The 16,556-nt window shown below is 56.0% G+C and carries 17 protein-coding genes; 16 read left to right on the top strand and 1 reads right to left on the bottom strand.

All coding sequences use genetic code 11. The annotated features are described in order from the left end of the window. Window positions 1-23: 23 nt before the first annotated feature. From JNL86_05695 to wecB, 13 genes are all read left to right on the top strand, one after another. The gene (locus JNL86_05695; protein ID MBL8042396.1) at window positions 24-533 is read left to right on the top strand and encodes a purine-binding chemotaxis protein CheW; all 510 of its coding nucleotides are present in this window, start codon (window positions 24-26) and stop codon (window positions 531-533) included. 25 nt (window positions 534-558) lie between these two features. Continuing rightward, window positions 559-2,871 carry a PAS domain S-box protein gene (locus tag JNL86_05690; GenBank protein MBL8042395.1) on the top strand — a complete coding sequence of 771 codons (2,313 nt, stop codon included), beginning with the start codon at window positions 559-561 and terminating at the stop codon, window positions 2,869-2,871. Window positions 2,872-3,072: 201 nt separating this feature from the next. Beyond that, entirely contained in the window at window positions 3,073-3,534 is a 462-nt protein-coding gene (locus tag JNL86_05685; GenBank protein ID MBL8042394.1) for a DUF420 domain-containing protein, read from the top strand. 4 nt (window positions 3,535-3,538) lie between these two features. Further along, window positions 3,539-4,357 carry a protein-glutamate O-methyltransferase gene (locus JNL86_05680; protein ID MBL8042393.1) on the top strand — a complete coding sequence of 273 codons (819 nt, stop codon included), beginning with the start codon at window positions 3,539-3,541 and terminating at the stop codon, window positions 4,355-4,357. A 5-nt stretch (window positions 4,358-4,362) separates the two neighbouring features. Further along, entirely contained in the window at window positions 4,363-4,980 is a 618-nt protein-coding gene (locus JNL86_05675; protein ID MBL8042392.1) for a hypothetical protein, read from the top strand. Between the two features lie 62 nt (window positions 4,981-5,042). After that, on the top strand, window positions 5,043-6,092 hold the full coding sequence (locus JNL86_05670) for a chemotaxis response regulator protein-glutamate methylesterase (GenBank protein MBL8042391.1): 1,050 nt from the start codon (window positions 5,043-5,045) through the stop codon (window positions 6,090-6,092). A 29-nt stretch (window positions 6,093-6,121) separates the two neighbouring features. Further along, window positions 6,122-6,460 (top strand): STAS domain-containing protein, encoded by a 339-nt coding sequence (locus JNL86_05665; protein ID MBL8042390.1) that lies wholly within the window; start codon window positions 6,122-6,124, stop codon window positions 6,458-6,460. 31 nt (window positions 6,461-6,491) lie between these two features. Then, window positions 6,492-6,842, top strand: a complete 351-nt coding sequence (locus JNL86_05660; protein ID MBL8042389.1) for an STAS domain-containing protein — start codon at window positions 6,492-6,494, stop codon at window positions 6,840-6,842. A 21-nt stretch (window positions 6,843-6,863) separates the two neighbouring features. Then, window positions 6,864-8,129 (top strand): SpoIIE family protein phosphatase, encoded by a 1,266-nt coding sequence (locus JNL86_05655; protein MBL8042388.1) that lies wholly within the window; start codon window positions 6,864-6,866, stop codon window positions 8,127-8,129. After that, complete coding sequence (locus tag JNL86_05650; GenBank protein MBL8042387.1) at window positions 8,129-8,488, top strand: Hpt domain-containing protein; 360 nt, start codon at window positions 8,129-8,131, stop codon at window positions 8,486-8,488. Before JNL86_05655 ends, JNL86_05650 begins: the two co-directional genes overlap by 1 nt. After that, entirely contained in the window at window positions 8,485-9,384 is a 900-nt protein-coding gene (locus JNL86_05645; protein MBL8042386.1) for a response regulator, read from the top strand. Before JNL86_05650 ends, JNL86_05645 begins: the two co-directional genes overlap by 4 nt. 96 nt (window positions 9,385-9,480) lie before the next feature. Beyond that, entirely contained in the window at window positions 9,481-9,720 is a 240-nt protein-coding gene (locus tag JNL86_05640) for a hypothetical protein (protein MBL8042385.1), read from the top strand. Window positions 9,721-9,893: 173 nt separating this feature from the next. Beyond that, entirely contained in the window at window positions 9,894-10,994 is a 1,101-nt protein-coding gene (wecB, locus tag JNL86_05635) for a UDP-N-acetylglucosamine 2-epimerase (non-hydrolyzing) (protein ID MBL8042384.1), read from the top strand. A 95-nt stretch (window positions 10,995-11,089) separates the two neighbouring features. Here wecB and JNL86_05630 read toward each other — a convergent pair whose 3' ends face one another. Further along, the gene (locus JNL86_05630) at window positions 11,090-12,931 is read right to left on the bottom strand and encodes an alginate lyase family protein (GenBank protein ID MBL8042383.1); all 1,842 of its coding nucleotides are present in this window, start codon (window positions 12,929-12,931) and stop codon (window positions 11,090-11,092) included. A 382-nt stretch (window positions 12,932-13,313) separates the two neighbouring features. On the opposite strand from JNL86_05630, the gene gmd reads away from it, so the two are divergent. The 3 genes from gmd (at window position 13,314) to JNL86_05615 (ending at window position 16,543) form a co-directional block, all read left to right on the top strand. Next, the gene (gene gmd / locus JNL86_05625; GenBank protein MBL8042382.1) at window positions 13,314-14,327 is read left to right on the top strand and encodes a GDP-mannose 4,6-dehydratase; all 1,014 of its coding nucleotides are present in this window, start codon (window positions 13,314-13,316) and stop codon (window positions 14,325-14,327) included. A 168-nt stretch (window positions 14,328-14,495) separates the two neighbouring features. Continuing rightward, window positions 14,496-15,740 carry a glycosyltransferase gene (locus tag JNL86_05620; protein MBL8042381.1) on the top strand — a complete coding sequence of 415 codons (1,245 nt, stop codon included), beginning with the start codon at window positions 14,496-14,498 and terminating at the stop codon, window positions 15,738-15,740. A gap of 11 nt (window positions 15,741-15,751) precedes the next feature. After that, on the top strand, window positions 15,752-16,543 hold the full coding sequence (locus tag JNL86_05615) for an FkbM family methyltransferase (GenBank protein ID MBL8042380.1): 792 nt from the start codon (window positions 15,752-15,754) through the stop codon (window positions 16,541-16,543). The last annotated feature ends 13 nt before the right edge of the window (window positions 16,544-16,556 follow it).

The raw sequence follows: 16,556 nt of genomic DNA, 5'->3' as shown, positions 1-16,556 counted from the left end.
CACGGAAAGGCTGGGAGGAGACGATGGCTGAACAGGAGTCCACAAACAAAGAGTTGAATCATCAAATGGGCATCACCACTGACGGCAGCCAATTTCTGACATTCCAGCTCGGAGAAGAACTCTACGGCGTAGACATTCTCCGGGTGCAGGAAATCAAGGGGTATACGGCAGTCACCCGCATCCCCAACACCCCAGCTCACATTAAGGGCGTGTTGAATCTGCGTGGCACCATCGTCCCGATTGTCGAGCTCCGTACGAAGTTCGGAATGCCGACGATCGAATACACGATGTTCACCGTGATCGTCGTCGTGGTCGTCAAAGAGAAAATCATGGGCCTCGTCGTGGATGCGGTCTCCGACGTGCTCGATATCGATAAGAAAGATATTCAGCCGGCCCCGCAGTTCGGCGCCCAGGTTGATGTCAGTTTTCTCAATGGCATCGGCAAGGCCGGAGACAAACTGGTCGCGTTGCTGGATATGGATCGCCTCTTGACCGACGGAGATATGACGGAAACCGAGAAGATCGCTGCTTAACCATCGCACCCGAGGAGACTACGACATGGGATTAAACGTTGAATTGTTGGAATCGAGCTTTAAACTTGTGGCACCCCAGGGCGACGCGTTGGTCACCCGCTTCTACGAACGGCTGTTCGAGAAGTATCCCGCCGTGAAGCCGTTGTTCAAGAATGCCTCCATCCCGGAACAGAAGAAAAAGCTGTTGGCCTCCCTGGTGTTGGTTATCCAGAACATTCGCCGTCCTGAGAAGCTCACACCGGTGCTGCAGGACATGGGGGCCAGACATGTCGGATACGGCGCCAAGCCCGCGCACTACGACGCGGTCGGAGAGAACTTGTTGGCCGTGTTAGGCGAATTCGCCGGCGAGGCCTGGACACCCGAAGTCAAGCAGGCCTGGACCGACGCCTACACCGCCATTAAGACCATTATGCTTGCGGGCGCAAAACGCGCACACCACACACAAGGAGAGAAGACGATGAGTAAGGCTACGGCGAAAACAAAGAAAACGCCAGCGCAGACTGATATGAGTGGGTTTTATCTGGGTGCGCTCGAGCAATCGCAGAACAACATTTTGCTCTGTGACCGCAATCTGGTCATCACCTATGCCAACTCCACCGCGAAGAGGACCCTTGCGGCCCTCGAATCGGAAATCAAGAAAGTATTGCCCAAGTTCAACATCAATACGGTGGTGGGAACCTGTATCGATGAGTTCCATCTCGATCCCAGCAAGCAGCGCAGAATCTTGGCCGATCCCGGGAACATGCCGCACAAGGCGGATATTCAGATCGGCCCGTTGACCCTCAGCCTGCTGGTCACCGCGGTAATGAGCCAGACCGGCGAGTATCTCGGCAATGCCTTGGAGTGGGCGGATGTCACCGAGAAACGCAAGATGGAGCAGCAGGCTCTCGCCATGAGCAAGTCGCAGGCGGTGATCGAATTCAACCTGGACGGCACCGTCGTTACCGCCAACGACAACTTCCTGGCCTGCTTGGGCTACAGCCTGGATGAAATCAAGGGGAAACATCACCGGATGTTTGCCGATCCAGCCTTCGCCAACAGCCTGGAGTACCAGGCATTTTGGGCGAAACTGAATCGCGGCGAGTTTGATACCGGCGTCTACAAGCGCATCGCCAAGGGCGGCAGGGAGATTTGGATCCAGGCCTCCTACAACCCCATCTTCGATGCGAGCGGGAAGCCATATAAGGTGGTCAAGTTTGCCACCGACATCACCGCGCAGAAGCAGTCGCAGATCGATATGGAGAAGCTGGTAGCGGAAGCGCAAGCGGTGTTGGGACGATTGGCAAGCAACGATCTGACGTTGGAAATGACTGAGACCTATCGCGGTGATCTGGATAAAGTGAAAACCAGCATCAACGCGGTCGTTCAAAACCTGACCCAAACCATCACGACCGTACGGGAAGCCGTCCAGGCAGTGTCCTCAGGGGCGGAACAAATCACCAAAGGCAACGAAGACCTCTCTCAACGCACCTCGGAACAGGCGAGTGCGCTGGAGGAGACCTCGGCCTCCATGGAAGAGATGACCTCGACCGTGAAGCAAAATGCTGATAATGCCAAGCAGGCCAACCAGTTGGCCATCGCGGCACGGGATATCGCCGATAAGGGCGGTTCCGTCACCGTCCGTGCGGTTGAAGCGATGGGCGAGATCAACAAGAGCAGCAAGAAGATCGCGGACATCATCACCGTGATCGACGAGATCGCGTTCCAGACCAACCTGCTGGCCTTGAATGCCGCGGTGGAAGCGGCTCGGGCAGGGGAACATGGTCGAGGCTTCGCAGTCGTCGCCGCAGAAGTGCGCAATCTGGCTCAGCGGTCCGCGACGGCCGCGAAAGAGATCAAGGGATTGATCAACGAGTCGATCCAGCGCGTCAGCGACGGCAGCGAGTTGGTCAACCAATCCGGGAAAACGCTGGAAGAGATCGTCAGCTCGGTCAAGCGCGTGACCGACATCATCGCTGAAATCACGGCAGCGTCTCAGGAACAAGCCCAGGGCATCGATCAGGTCAATAAGGCCATCATGCAAATGGACGAAACGACCCAACAGAACGCCGCCTTGGTGGAAGAAACGACATCGGCCAGTCAGTCGATGAAGGATCAGGCCAAGGAATTGATGAGCCAGATGGACGTGTTCGTGGTCAACTCGTCCGGAGGGCATACGTCCGCACGCAATGCCGCTCCGGCGGCCAAGACTACAACCAAGCCTGGTATCACCGCCGCGAAGCCGGTCCTGAAAAAGCCAAGCTTCTCATCAAAGTCGGCAGATGCCAAGCCGGTGGGTGTGGCAGCCGGAAACGGTCATGATCGCCACAAGAAGGATGACGATTTCGAAGAGTTCTAGCATCTTGAGCCCGAGGGTGGGCAATACTTGCCCACCCTCGGGACTCGCGTTTCTCTGCTTTCCTCAATTCCTGCCCACATGTGTATCATGATCCCCCTCAAGAACTAGGTCCAGCCAACCGATAAAGGAAGGTGCAGGTGTCTGTATGCCGGATCTAACTCGACAGCTCCGGCGGATTTCACCACTAGCCAAGGACGAATCATGGACCTCAAAACCATCCTCTGGTATCTCGTCCTCACGAGTTTGACCGTGGCGTATCTCGTCGTGTTGGCCGGCGTCCGTGCCGCAAAATCCCACGATGTCTCGCACCATTCCCATCGCATGATCGTCGGATGCACCATCGTCGGCATCTGGCTGGTCGCCTACGTACTCAAACAAGCGCTCTTCGGACGAGAGTCGTTCCAAGGCCCTGAGACCGACTATTGGTCACTCTACGTCCCCATCTTCGTTACGCATATGCTCTTGGCGGTCTCGACGATTGTATTGGGCGCGTACAATCTCTACATGGGCCTCCATCGCCTTCGGTTCGGAAGCGTGGGCGCAATGGTCGCCGGCATGACGACACATCGACGCATGGGGAACGCCCTTGTCTGGACGTTCAGCGGTACGATGCTCACGGCCTATTTGGTGTACATGCTATTGTTCGTTTGGTATCGGAGCTGACACGATGGAATACGCAATCTCGAAGCAGGAATACGAAAAGATCCGGACATTGCTGTACGACGAAAGCGGCATTTCGCTGGGAGACAGCAAGCAATCGTTGGTGGTCTCGCGTCTCACGAAAAGGCTTCGTCATCTCCAACTGGACGGCTTCGCCTCCTACTATGACTATGTGACGCAGGACGACAGCGGCGAGGAATTCACCCGCATGCTGGATCTCCTCTCGACGAACAAAACCGACTTTTTCCGTGAACCCAAACATTTCGACTTCCTGCGCGAACGTATTTTGCCTTCCCTCGAGAAGGACAAGCAGATCCGCATCTGGTCGTCCGCCTGTTCAACCGGAGAAGAACCCTACACGATCGCGATGACGCTGTATGAGAGTGTTCGCGCGCCGGAGCAATGGAACTTTCAGGTTCTCGCGTCGGATATTTCGACTCGTGTATTGGCACATGCCGCCAAGGGACTCTATGCGGAAGAGCGAGTACGGGAGGTTCCACCGGAGATCATCAAACGGCATTTCCTCCACGGCCGCGGAGACAGTGCCGGGCTCGTCAAGGTGAAGCCGCATCTTTCTTCGATCATTACATTTCGACGTTTGAATCTGATGGACGACCGCTTCCCCATCAAGGCGCCACTGGATCTGATTTTCTGTCGAAACGTGATGATCTACTTCGATCGCCCGACACAGGAACGGCTGGTGAACAAGTTTTATCAGCACCTTAAGCCTGGTGGATATCTGTTCATCGGGCACTCGGAAAGTCTGCAATGGGTCACCCACCCCTTCAAAGCGATCGCACCGACCATTTACTGGAAAGAAGCCTGATCGACATGCCTGCTATTGATACTGAGACGTTTTCCCACATCCGCCGAATGCACGATCGTCGCTTCCCGTACGAAATCGCCTGCATTCTTCCAGGGGAATTTTTCGTGAGTCGTGAACCGATGGTGGTGTACACCGTGCTCGGTTCCTGCATCTCCGCCTGTATTCGCGATCCGATCGTCGGGGTTGGCGGCATGAATCATTTCATGCTCCCGGCTCCGAAGGAACACCAATCCGGAGACTCCTGGGGTGGGGAGTCGACCCGCTATGGGTCATTCGCGATGGAGCAACTGATCAATGAAATCCTGAAACGAGGCGGAGTGAAACATCGGCTCGAGATCAAGCTGTTCGGCGCCGGAAGAATTTACGAAGGCAATATCGATGTCGGCGCCCGCAATACCGAGTGGGTCCTACAATTTTTGAAAACGGAAGGCTACAGCGTCGCCAAGAGTGATCTCGGAGACGTGTTTCCGCGGAAGGTGTACTACTTTACCGATTCGGGCCGCGTCCTGATGAAAAAGATCGAGCGCGTCAAAAACCGCACGATTTACGAGCGGGAAACAGCCTATCAACATCGGATCGAAGAAGAGCCGACGACACAGCAAAGCGATATCACGCTCTTCTAAGCGCAGACACCGCGTGGTGGCAGTGCCTATGGGCATGCCACAGAAACTGGAGATGGTTTGCAATGGCTAAAATTCGAGTACTCACGATCGACGATTCGGCACTGATGAGACAGGTGCTGGCTGAATTACTGTCAAAGGATCCTGACATTGAGGTGATTGGCAGCGCACCGGATCCCTATGTCGCCAGAGAGAAGATCAAGGCGCTCAATCCCGATGTGCTGACCTTGGACGTGGAAATGCCGAAGATGGACGGCTTGACCTTTCTGGAAAAGCTCATGCGTGGACGTCCCACGCCGGTGATCATGGTCAGTTCACTCACGGAGACCGGCTGTGAGACGACTCTCCGGGCCATGGAACTCGGCGCGGTAGACTTTATCACCAAACCCAAGATCGATCTGCGTCAGGGAATGGATGAGATCGCGGCCGACTTGATCGCCAAGGTGAAGGGCGCCGCCACAGCTTCGCTGCGTCGTGCACCGGCAGCCGGCGCACAGGGTTCGGCTCGTCCGGCTTCGTTGAGTTCGGCAATGATCAAGACCACCGACATGATCATCGCCATCGGGGCGTCAACCGGAGGAACCGAGGCCGTGAAGGAGGTATTGCAAGTATTGCCGCCGAATACTCCGCCGATTTTGGTCACGCAACACATGCCCGAACGGTTCACAAAAACCTGGGCCGACCGCCTCAATCAACTCAGCCGCATCTCGGTCAAAGAAGCCGAAGATGGGGATAGTGTGCTACCCGGCCATGCCCTGGTGGCTCCGGGCAACTACCATATGACGCTCGTACGCAGCGGCGCCCGCTACTCAGTTCGGCTGGATCAGAACGAACCGGTCAACCGCCATCGCCCGTCCGTAGATGTGTTGTTCGACTCTGTCGCGCAATACGCGGGAGGCAATGCCGTGGGCGTGATCCTGACCGGAATGGGCGGCGACGGGGCCAAGGGCTTGCTCAAGATGAAGGAGGCCGGAGCCTATACCATCGCCCAGGACGAGGCCTCCTGCGTCGTCTTCGGAATGCCCAAAGAAGCCATCAAGCTCGGCGCGGTCGAAGTCGTTCGCCCGCTCGACGCAATCGCCGCAACCGTGCTGACTCATGTCACCCGTGTCTGATTGTTCACCTTTGCCACAGAGGAGTCGAGATGAAAATTACGAAAGAAGTCAATAACCGTAAGGTGACCTTGAAGCTGGAAGGCAACTTTACGTATACCCAGCGCAAACCGTTTCAGGAAATGCTGAAAGCGGTCAGCGTTGACGGCATCGAACACATTGTGATCGATTTGTCTCAAGTGGCGTTCCTCGACAGCGCGGCATTAGGGCTCCTGATGATTTCCCACCGACAGGTGCAGGGCGAAAAGCGGACCTTATCACTGGCCTATCCCCAACCGACGGTACGACAGATTATCGAGTTGGCCAACCTGCATAAAACGATTCCATTGCTCGATTCGGACGTCCCTTCGATGGCCCAAAAGAGCGCCTGAGCCTGTTCCGTTGGCATGGAAGGAGCCGGGCATGCAGATTACTGAGCGACGTGTCGGGAATGCCGTCATTCTCGACCTCGTCGGCGAGCTGACGTACGCAAACCGCGCGACGTTCAAGAGTGCGGTCGATCGCGTAAAAGCAGCCGGGTGTCGCCACCTCATTCTTAACATGCATGCCGTTCGCTTCCTGGACAGTTCGGCACTCGGGACCCTGGCGCTCGTGGCTCAAAGCCTGAGCGGCACACCTGGAATGATCGGACTGTTGAACCCTCAAAGTTATGTAAAAGAGATCATCACGTTGGCGAATCTGCATCAGATGCTGCCGGTCTATCACTCAGAACAAGACGCGCTGGCCGCAACCTGTTTGCCAGCAGCCAGATGACACCTCTCAGGAGCAGCCTACGTGGGTGAGCCCGCACCGCAGCTAGCACAACCGGCCGGCGTTGAGACCGCTCCCAAACCGGTGCCGCTGATTTTGCTTGTCGACGACGACGAAATCACCAGAATCGGCATGGCCGGACGATTGAAACGTTTGGGGCATCGCGTGATCGAAGCCGTCGATGGAAGTGCTGGATTGGCGGCGATCCGCGTGCACCGTCCCGATCTGGTGATCCTTGATTGGATGATGCCAGGTATGGATGGCCCCAGTGTGTGTGAAGCGATCCGCGCGGACCCCGAATTACGATCCAGTCAAGTCGTACTAATGACCGCACATGACCGGCCCGAACAGATTGCCGAAGGCCTGTCGCGCGGCGCGGATGATTTCTTGAGCAAAGCCGCCAACAAGCAGGAGATCCTGGCGCGTGTGCAAGCAGGCCTTCGATCCAGTGCGTTGGTCCGGGAAATCGAACGCACCCGTGACGATTTGGACCGCTCACATAAACTACTCTCCGCAAAGCAACGTGAGCTGGAGAGCGAACTCCAATCGGCCGCGGCCTTCGTGCGTGCCCAACTCCCGTTACCTGGTATGCCGGCGCCAGGCATTGCCATGCATTGGGCCTATCAGCCCTCGCTCGCATTGGGAGGAGATCTGTTTCACGTGTGTCCCTGGGGACCCGACGCCCTTGGACTCTACATCCTCGATGCGTCAGGCCATGGTGTTGCGGCGGCCCTACGCGCCGTCGGACTCATGAGTTTTCTCCGCGAGGACAATTTGGTGAAGGCCGTCGGCAGCCTCGATCCCGGCACGATCGTCAATGAAGCCAATCGGCGTTTTCCATTGAGTCAGGATGGAGAGTATTTCACGCTATGGGTCGGTCGCCTCGACCTCACCTCATACGCCTTGTCGTATGCGACGGCAGGCCATAGCGGCGCATTTCTGAGCGCCAACGCCGGCGAATCGCGATGGCTCGCGTCTGCCAGTCTTCCCTTGGGGTTCGATCCGACCGCGACGTTTGAAAGCGTCTGCACACAGATGCAGCCACACGACCGACTGTATCTGTTGAGCGACGGCATTTATGAAGCGCCCTCAAAGACGGGAGAGCTCTGGGGCAGGCCTCGCCTGCAAGTTACTCTCGAAGGGCATCGCGCCCGCAGTTTGGTTCACAGCATCACCGACACCATGGCGACCGCACATGAGTGGTTGGGCGGGGACATTTTCCCCGATGACGTCGCGTTACTTGGACTGGAACTCCTGGATCGAGCCGAGGCGCGGAAGGGGAGGACCTAGTGGAATCTCAATCAGTCATGGACCTGACCGCTGCACTTGATCGGCTGGACGGGGATCAGGAGCTATTTTTAACTCTTGCCAGCCTCTTCGTAGAACGGTCACCGCAGGCCCTCGTTGCCATCCAAATGGCCATGACGGCGGGAGACATCCCAACCCTGATCAAGGAGGCCCACAAGCTCAAGGGATCGGCTATGGAGTTTTGCGCCAAGCCAACCGTGGCTTCCGCGGCACATCTCGAAGAATCAGCGCGAAATGCTGCCCTGCAAGAGCTCGCAACATTGGCTGAACAGGTCTATGCGGAAACCGAGCGGCTCAAGTCAGCGCTCATGACCATCATCGAAAAAGGATTTCCCTCATGACCGGTCCAGCGTCGTCCCTTACGCTACTGGCCATCATCCCAGATTCCGAGACCCTCGTCCTCACACTGGAACAGGCCAATTCGCGTGGCCTTTCCGTCGTGACCGCTCAGGACCCTCAGGCGGCACTCATGATGGCGGACATGGCACTGCCCGATATTGTGATCACCGATCTGTTCCTACCGGAACGCACCGGATTGACGTTGGTCCAGGAAATCCACAATCGGTTTCCCAATACGGCCATCATTGTGTCAGCCGGGACGGCCGATGGGCAAACCGTCATCGAAGCGATGCGGGCGGGCGGGACAGACTATTTGCCGCAACCAACCTGCGCCGATGCCCTGGCCCTGGCGTTGGATCGGGCGATTCAACATGTTCCCCACGCGCTTGAGGAAATTCCGGGCATTGAGGAATTAGACTACCGTCTGACCATCGGCACCGATCCGCATCAAGTGGAACCCTGCGTCACCTGGCTGATCGAGCAGACGGCGAGAAGATTTCCTGAAGCTCAACGCCTGCACTTACGGGCCACCCTCATCGAGCTGATCGTGAACGCCGTGGAACACGGCAGTCTAGAAATCCAATACCAGGAAAAGCACGAGGCGCTGAGTGCCGACACGTTTGATGCCTTGATCGAGGCGCGCCGTCGTGATCCGCGATTCGCCGAACGCCATGTGGTCGTGCAGGCCTGTTATGACATGCCCCGCCGCCAGCTCCGTTATGCAATCACAGACGAAGGCAAAGGATTCATGTGGAAACGCTTTCTCGCTCAAAATGACAAGGCCTGCGACAGCCATGACGCCAACGGACGCGGCCTCTTTCTTGCCAAAGCCTTCTTCCCCAATTTGATCTATAACGAACGGGGTAACGAAGTGACCTTCTCCGTACCACTTCCGTGAACGCCTGCCGCTCGGTGGCTTGACGCATCTCGACTCCGCGGTTTATCTTCCTTTCCCTGAAATCCACGATTCACTCGGCTGACCATGAGGCCCCACATGACTCGTCCCGCGCGCCTATTGTCTTCCCTCGCATTGCTCTCATTCTTGACCAGCTGCAGCGGCGCAGAATGGGTGCATCCCACTCGCTCCAAAGACCTCTACACACAAGACTACAATCAATGCCAGGCCGATACCCTTCGCGATCCCAAGCTGCAACAAGGCATTCAACTCCTGATCATTCAGGCCACTGAGCGCTGCCTTCAAAAAAAGGGATGGCGGCTCGTCGAAAAGGAATAGCGTCGTTCCTGGCCCGCCACCCGCAGCCGCCAACCGTTCGTCTCTGTCTCCCGGCTAGACATCCTCTTGGCCTCGTCCGTCTTCACCGTCGTTTTTGTTGACGGGCCGACCAAGGTCCGCTATGTAGAGAGTACAACCCAATTCCATCCCAGTACTTCAACTGGAACCACACCATGAAACGCATTGATCTCATCGCCGGAGCCAGACCCAACTTTATGAAAATTGCGCCGATCATCGACGCCCTGAATGCGGCTCGTTCGAAAGGTGGCCCCCTGCGGTTCAGACTCATCCATACGGGACAACATTATGACCGCGCCATGTCAGGCAGTTTCTTCGAGGAGCTCGGCATTCCGAATCCCGACATGAATCTCGAAGTGGGCTCGGGCACACAAGCGGAGCAGACCGCCGGGATCATGGTAGGTTATGAAAAGGTACTGGCGAAAGAAAAGAGTGATCTCTGCCTGGTGGTGGGAGATGTAACGTCCACCATGGCCTGCTCCATCGTCGCCCGAAAGATGGGCATTCCCGTGGCGCATGTGGAAGGTGGCATCCGTTCACATGACTGGACCATGCCTGAAGAAATCAACCGGGTCGTGACCGATTCGATTACCAATTGGTTTTTTACCACCAGCGACACGGCCAATGACAACCTGCGCCGAGTCGGTGTGACCGATGATCGCATCTTCTTCGTGGGCAACACGATGATCGATACGCTGCTGAAGCAGCTGCCACGATTGCGCCAACCGGCCTGCTGGACGTCGCTCGCCCTGACGCCACAGCAGTACTGCGTCGTAACCCTGCATCGTCCTGCGAATGTCGACGGGGAGCAGCAATTGCTTGGGCTGTTGCAGGCCATCGCCGATGGTACCCAGGGTCTGCCGATCGTCTTTCCTGTGCACCCTCGCACGGCGAAGAATCTTCGCGAAGCAGGGAAAACGCTCCCATCGATGCATTATGTCGACCCGCTGGGGTATCTCGAATTCAACTATCTCGTGAAACATGCCCGCGGTGTGATTACGGATTCGGGTGGGATCACGGAAGAAACCACGGTCTTGGGCGTTCCCTGCCTCACGTTGCGCGATAATACGGAACGGCCCGAAACCGTCACGATCGGCACCAACGAACTCATTGGGACCGACCCCCGCAAGCTGCCTCCGGCATTGACCCGCTTGATGGCCGGCCAGTGGAAATCCGGAGGAATTCCGCCGCTCTGGGACGGAAAAGCAGCCGAGCGAATCGTCGGGCATCTGTCTCGTCTGTTGGAGGGCGGTTGAAGAGAATCAAGCCGTACCTGAGAGCCGCCTCTTGCGGACTATCAGGGCAGAGCACCTTGGCACTGAGAGGCGTCGTCAACCATAGGTGGTGCGGGTCAGGACACCGGACGTATTCGCGTCATGAATTCATGGGGGAGCGGGCCCTGATGCTCGACTCTGATCGTCGGCGTCGGCTCCTTGCTCCCATACCGACTGGACTTCCATCCGGCAGCGGGTTGGACAGAACCAGCAAACAGTTCGCTCCTCCCACCTTCTATCGTCAGCAGAAGAGGCTGGTCTAATCCTTCCAACCGATACCCACCTTCCACCGCAACCGCCTGGCATCCCAGATGCCAGTTCAGTGCGAGATGGTGTGTGCCGCTACCCGTCAACCAATCCCAAATAATCCATGAACCGGACGGCTCATAGGAAATTCCCCGCAGATGCACCACGCCCAGGCGCTCTTTGTAACCATAGTGGCGAGCGATCACGGTGATCTTCCCTTCCGGCGTTTCATCTCGATAGACCAGATGCGTGTCGAACGGGTGTGACCAGGTCAACGGCCCCTCCGGCACAGCCTGATCTAATCCATCCACGGTCACGGTATTGTGCCCGCGCGTGCCGCGGAAATACGCACGCCACGCCTCATCTCCCAGGTATGTGTAGCTGCCAGGATCGATCAACACATCCTGCGTGCCGATCTGGAGAATCATCGAGAGGGCGTCAGCATGGCTATGTGCGTACCGCGGCGGCAGACCGAGCGGCCCGTGATCAAAGATCGCCCGCTGGGAACTCGATCCGCGAATGATGGAGCAGCCCGAGAGGTGAAACGTCGTCAAGCTGGATGCGCGTTTTCTTCCGGAGTTGGGAAAGCGAAGGTACCGTGACAGGGCGCTTTCGCATTCACCGTCTCCGATGGGGGGCAACTGGTCGTCAGCCACTGTGCGGAACTCATCGAGAAACGCGCGGCTGCGGTTGAACGCCTGGCGGACCTTCTCAGGAAGAGGCCGCTGTTGGTGGTCGAGCAACGCCACGACCAACCCGTAGAGGTCGCTGCTGAAATGGAGATAGCCGAGTCCCTGTTCTTGACTGCCGCCATCCTGACTGATGTGTCGAGGCGTCTCCTCCTCCAACAGATAGAGACCAAATGCCAACCAGCGCTCAGCCTGCTCCATCTCTGGAAAGAGACTGCCGGCATGAACCAATGCTGCGGATCCCGCCAGCGTTTCATGCGGAATCGGAGAACGAAGCGCCAGACGCTTCCGGATCAATTCCGCATGTCCCGAAACTAACGTCAGGAGAGCGCCCCACACTTGTCTAGGCTGTTGCATCCATGAACGAATCAAGTCCAATGCATAACAGCTCGCGAGCAGACGTAAGGCACATTCCATGGGCGCCACGTAATGCACGCCGCTCAAGAGGGGATTGGTGGCAACCCAAGACAGAAACTGAGATTCCACTGCCGCGACCGCACGCGCCCGAATGGGGGGATCAGCCTTTTGCGCGATCAAGCCCAGCGTCACGAGATGCTGCAGCCGTGATGGTTCCCAGATCATGCGGGCATCTCCGCTCGGGTTGCCCGTGTGAACCGGGATGTTGGGAAAGAATCGGCGCGGCCAGGCCCGCCCCGTGTCCGGAGCCTGGTGCCAGCAGGATCCGTCGGCAGTCCATTGCCAGGGCTGTCCGAACACCGACAAGCGGCCGCTCAGCAGTTCTTCAATCGCCTCCCCATCGAAGTCGCACTGCCAGGGAAGGGAAGGAAGCACCGGATAGGCGCTTCGGCAAAACGAGGCCGTAGCGATCTCCTGTTCCGAAAACGAGCGGGACAACCACCGGCTACCCAGTTGCCGTTGCAGTCGAAAGAGAGAGAACAATCCGCGTTCTCTTGCCTCATGCCACCAGTCTTCAGGAGACCCGGCTGCCAGAGCTTTGGCTGAAGCCTCAAGTGTTCGAGGCAAAAGACTCGTCTTCAACGAAAGCGTAACGCGCAACGCCTACCCCCGCACCATGAAACTCGCAGAGAAATCAATCTCGAAGCCCCCTCCATTCGGCCCTGGCCGACAGCGACCGCCAGCGAAGGAACACTACCTTCGTTCGACGCGTTGGTCAATGCCGAAATATCACCTACAGGAATGTCGAATAATAAACTACGTATATAAATCGCCGCGCTGTCTCACGCTGAGACATTCAATTCGAAAGACGACGGTGCGGCTATTTGGCCCTCACACTTTCTCTCGTAATTATGCTAAGAGAGTTTGATTGGCTGGCAATTCGCACTCAGTAGAAATACACGCTTGCGATCACCGATGTGGCCGGGCCGAGAACAGGAGTGCACAACACGTGAAAAAAGCCCTCATTACCGGCATCAGCGGGCAAGACGGATCCTACCTCGCCGAGTTTCTCCTCGCGAAAGGGTACGAGGTGCACGGAGTCATCCGCCGTTCGAGTTCGTTTAACACCGGGCGAATCGATCCTATTTACCAAGACCCGCATGTACCCAATGCCCGACTCAAGTTGGTCTATGGCGACCTCAACGATGCGAGTTCGTTGAATAGGATCCTCCGGACGATTCAACCGGACGAAATCTACAACCTGGGAGCACAGAGCCATGTCCGGGTCAGTTTCGATGTCCCGGAATATACGGCGGAGATCACGGCGCTCGGGACGGTACGTCTGCTTGAGGCGATTCGAGAATCCGGGATTCAACCCAAATTTTATCAAGCTTCCTCCAGTGAAATGTTCGGCAAGGTGCAGGACATCCCGCAACGGGAGACCACGCCGTTTTACCCGCGCAGTCCCTATGGCGCGGCCAAGATGTATGCACACTGGATCACCGTGAATTATCGCGAGGCCTACAATCTGTTTGCTTGTAGCGGCATTCTCTTCAACCACGAGTCCCCGCGGCGGGGAGAGACGTTCGTGACCAGAAAAATCACCCGAGCGGCAGCCCGTATTAAATTAGGCGTGCAGAAAGAGTTGTTCCTCGGCAATCTCGATGCCAAACGAGACTGGGGGTTCGCGGGCGACTATGTGCACGCCATGTGGATGATGCTGCAAGCCGACCAGCCGGATGACTACGTCATCGCGACTGGAGAAACTCATACGGTGAGGGAGTTTCTCGACCGTGCATTCGGACATGTGGAATTGGATTGGCACGACTATGTGAAGATCGATCCTCGCTACTATCGGCCGACAGAGGTCGACCTCCTCATCGGTGATGCCTCGAAGGCCAAGCGCACGCTGGGATGGGAGCCGAAAGTCTCCTTCGACCAACTAGTTGTGATGATGGTGGATGCGGATGTGCGGGCAGAGCGGCAGACGTTGGAAGGGACAAGAGGAACACAGGTTCGTTAGTGTGAACTGACAGCTGAGCGGAATTGACTCGAAAGGTGATCTCAGCAATGGACAGATTTTACCGTCAAGATTGTAGTAGGACAGGGAACTCTCCAAGACAATCGAATGATTACTCCTTGATCGCGCTGAGATGCATCTGATCATATTTGGGCTAAGACGCGGTCCAGTATGCGCACCTTAGTGTTTGAATTAGACCATACTGGCCACAGGTTGCAGTTCGTACGCGTCCTCATCGAGGCGTTGAATCCTCTATGCAAGGAAGTGATTCTCTTCACCAGTGAGAAAGCAGTTGGCTCGGACGAATACAAAATTCATCTACACGAGGTCGAATCATTTTTCCGATTGGTGACACACGGCTACACCCCTTATGGCGGTTCGTTTCGCAACGCTCTTATCAAGCTTGATGCATTTCGAAAAGCCCTGCGGAATGAGCGCGCCGACCAGCTTTTCGTCCCCTACGCAGACGGTCTCGCTCAGCTCCTGGGGCCTGCCAAGATTATGGGGGCCTTGGACTTATCCTCAAAGCCAGAAATAGAGGGAATCATGATGCGAGGCAGCTTTGCCTATCCAGCGGATAATTGGCGCGATCGCGTTCACGCAATCGCATCACTCGCCATGACCCGATTTCTTCCGTTTGAGGTCTTGCATCAACTCGATCCCATCTCATTTTCAGCACTAAAACAACACGGGACAAAATTCAGGGCCAAGTGCCACATTATTCCTGAACCGGTTGAGCAGATTCGACGCGTTAATCTATCCGATGCTCGACGGCAAATCGGCGTTCCTACTGATGGTCGATATATTGTCGGCTTGGGATCGGGAGATATAAGGAAAGGCACTGACTTACTAGTGCGGGCATTTTGTCGTGCAGAACTGAGCGTAAATGACAGACTGTTATTGATGGGAAAGATCGACCCTCCAGTCCGGCATCTGATTGAAAGCCAAATGAAATCGTATGTTCGGAATGGAAGACTAATTCTTATAGATCGGTATTTATCACATGAACTGTTCTGCCTCGGATTGAATGCTGCCGACATGATCTGCACGCCATACCCTCGACACATAGGATCCTCCGGCATCGTTGTGCGTGCAGCGGCTCTACATAAACCTGTGCTGGCTTCTGACTATGGCTGGCTAGGCGCAGTAGTTCCCACATTTGGCCTCGGGTGGACCTGTTGCACCTCTAATATCGAGGAGTTTGCTGTGCGGATTAAGACCGCTTTGGATAGTGCGGGAAGCTATCGACAACCCGCTGAGGCAACTCGATTCGTGCGCTTTCATACCGTCGCCAATTTTGCTGCCCATATTACGGCGCGCATCAGGACGAGAACGGGGGAGCCTCTCCCTCAAGGGATGGTCTCGTGGAGTGAAGTCTTATCAGGCATTGATAACATCAATCCTTTATTGGTTTGACGACAGTGAAGATGAAGCAAAATATTTTGAATCGCTGGTTGCCTGCCTCATTGAAAACATTCCTGCGCCAATGTGCAGTCGAACTCATCCCCAGCATGAGACATTTGGATATGCCCAAGCGTTTAAATCACCTGCGGTCTCTTGGTGTGACGCCTAAAGTGATCTACGACGTAGGCGCCGCACAAGGAAATTGGGCAAGACTCGCTGCCTCTACCTGGCCGAGTGCTCACATCGTTGGATTCGAACCGAATCTTTCAAACCAACTCCTTCTCGAAGCTGCACGTAGCACCTTGCCAAAATTTCAGTATTTCTCGTGTCTGCTTGGAGCATGTCACAAGACTATTCAGTATGACGAAAGGGGAAACCAAACAAGTCTCTATGACCTAACCCCCTCTAGCTCAGCTAAGTCAACTGCTGAAATGCTGGTGCTCGACGAAATGGTCGCTGAAAAACGCATCCCTCCACCGGATTTTATTAAATTGGATGTTCAAGGATATGAACTCGAGGTATTGAAAGGAGCTACCACGCTAATTGACAAATGCGAGGCTATACTCATCGAGGTTAATTTTTATCGTGTGCATCCGAAAATGCCAACTGTCGAGGAGGTGATCGAATTCATGAGACAGCGAGGCCTTTCCTGGTTCGACGTCATGGGGATCCTAAGACGGCCATCAGATGATGTGCTTGGCTACATGGACCTGTTGTTTGTCCCTTCTGGCCACCGCCTCAGACAATTTTCAGGACATGATTGGTGGGGGTATCAGCGCCAACACGATGGGAGTCTTCGAGAACCGCGCCTTTAGACTCTGGCTGCAC

The sequence above is a fragment of the Nitrospira sp. genome (assembly GCA_016788885.1).
In the GTDB taxonomy this organism is placed as follows: Bacteria; Nitrospirota; Nitrospiria; order Nitrospirales; family Nitrospiraceae; genus Nitrospira_A.
The sequence above is the reverse complement of the archived record's forward strand: the minus strand, read 5'-3'. Positions and strand labels throughout refer to the sequence as shown.

Bases quoted from the DNA above. Each gene is read 5' to 3' on its own strand.
- JNL86_05670 (MBL8042391.1), top strand. From the start codon at position 5,043: ATGGCTAAAATTCGAGTACTCACGATCGACGATTCGGCACTGATGAGA.
- JNL86_05690 (MBL8042395.1), top strand. From the start codon at position 559: ATGGGATTAAACGTTGAATTGTTGGAATCGAGCTTTAAACTTGTGGCA.
- JNL86_05615 (MBL8042380.1), top strand. From the start codon at position 15,752: ATGAAGCAAAATATTTTGAATCGCTGGTTGCCTGCCTCATTGAAAACA.
- wecB (MBL8042384.1), top strand. From the start codon at position 9,894: ATGAAACGCATTGATCTCATCGCCGGAGCCAGACCCAACTTTATGAAA.
- JNL86_05685 (MBL8042394.1), top strand. From the start codon at position 3,073: ATGGACCTCAAAACCATCCTCTGGTATCTCGTCCTCACGAGTTTGACC.
- JNL86_05665 (MBL8042390.1), top strand. From the start codon at position 6,122: ATGAAAATTACGAAAGAAGTCAATAACCGTAAGGTGACCTTGAAGCTG.
- JNL86_05645 (MBL8042386.1), top strand. From the start codon at position 8,485: ATGACCGGTCCAGCGTCGTCCCTTACGCTACTGGCCATCATCCCAGAT.
- JNL86_05660 (MBL8042389.1), top strand. From the start codon at position 6,492: ATGCAGATTACTGAGCGACGTGTCGGGAATGCCGTCATTCTCGACCTC.
- JNL86_05640 (MBL8042385.1), top strand. From the start codon at position 9,481: ATGACTCGTCCCGCGCGCCTATTGTCTTCCCTCGCATTGCTCTCATTC.
- JNL86_05695 (MBL8042396.1), top strand. From the start codon at position 24: ATGGCTGAACAGGAGTCCACAAACAAAGAGTTGAATCATCAAATGGGC.
- JNL86_05680 (MBL8042393.1), top strand. From the start codon at position 3,539: ATGGAATACGCAATCTCGAAGCAGGAATACGAAAAGATCCGGACATTG.
- JNL86_05620 (MBL8042381.1), top strand. From the start codon at position 14,496: ATGCGCACCTTAGTGTTTGAATTAGACCATACTGGCCACAGGTTGCAG.
- JNL86_05675 (MBL8042392.1), top strand. From the start codon at position 4,363: ATGCCTGCTATTGATACTGAGACGTTTTCCCACATCCGCCGAATGCAC.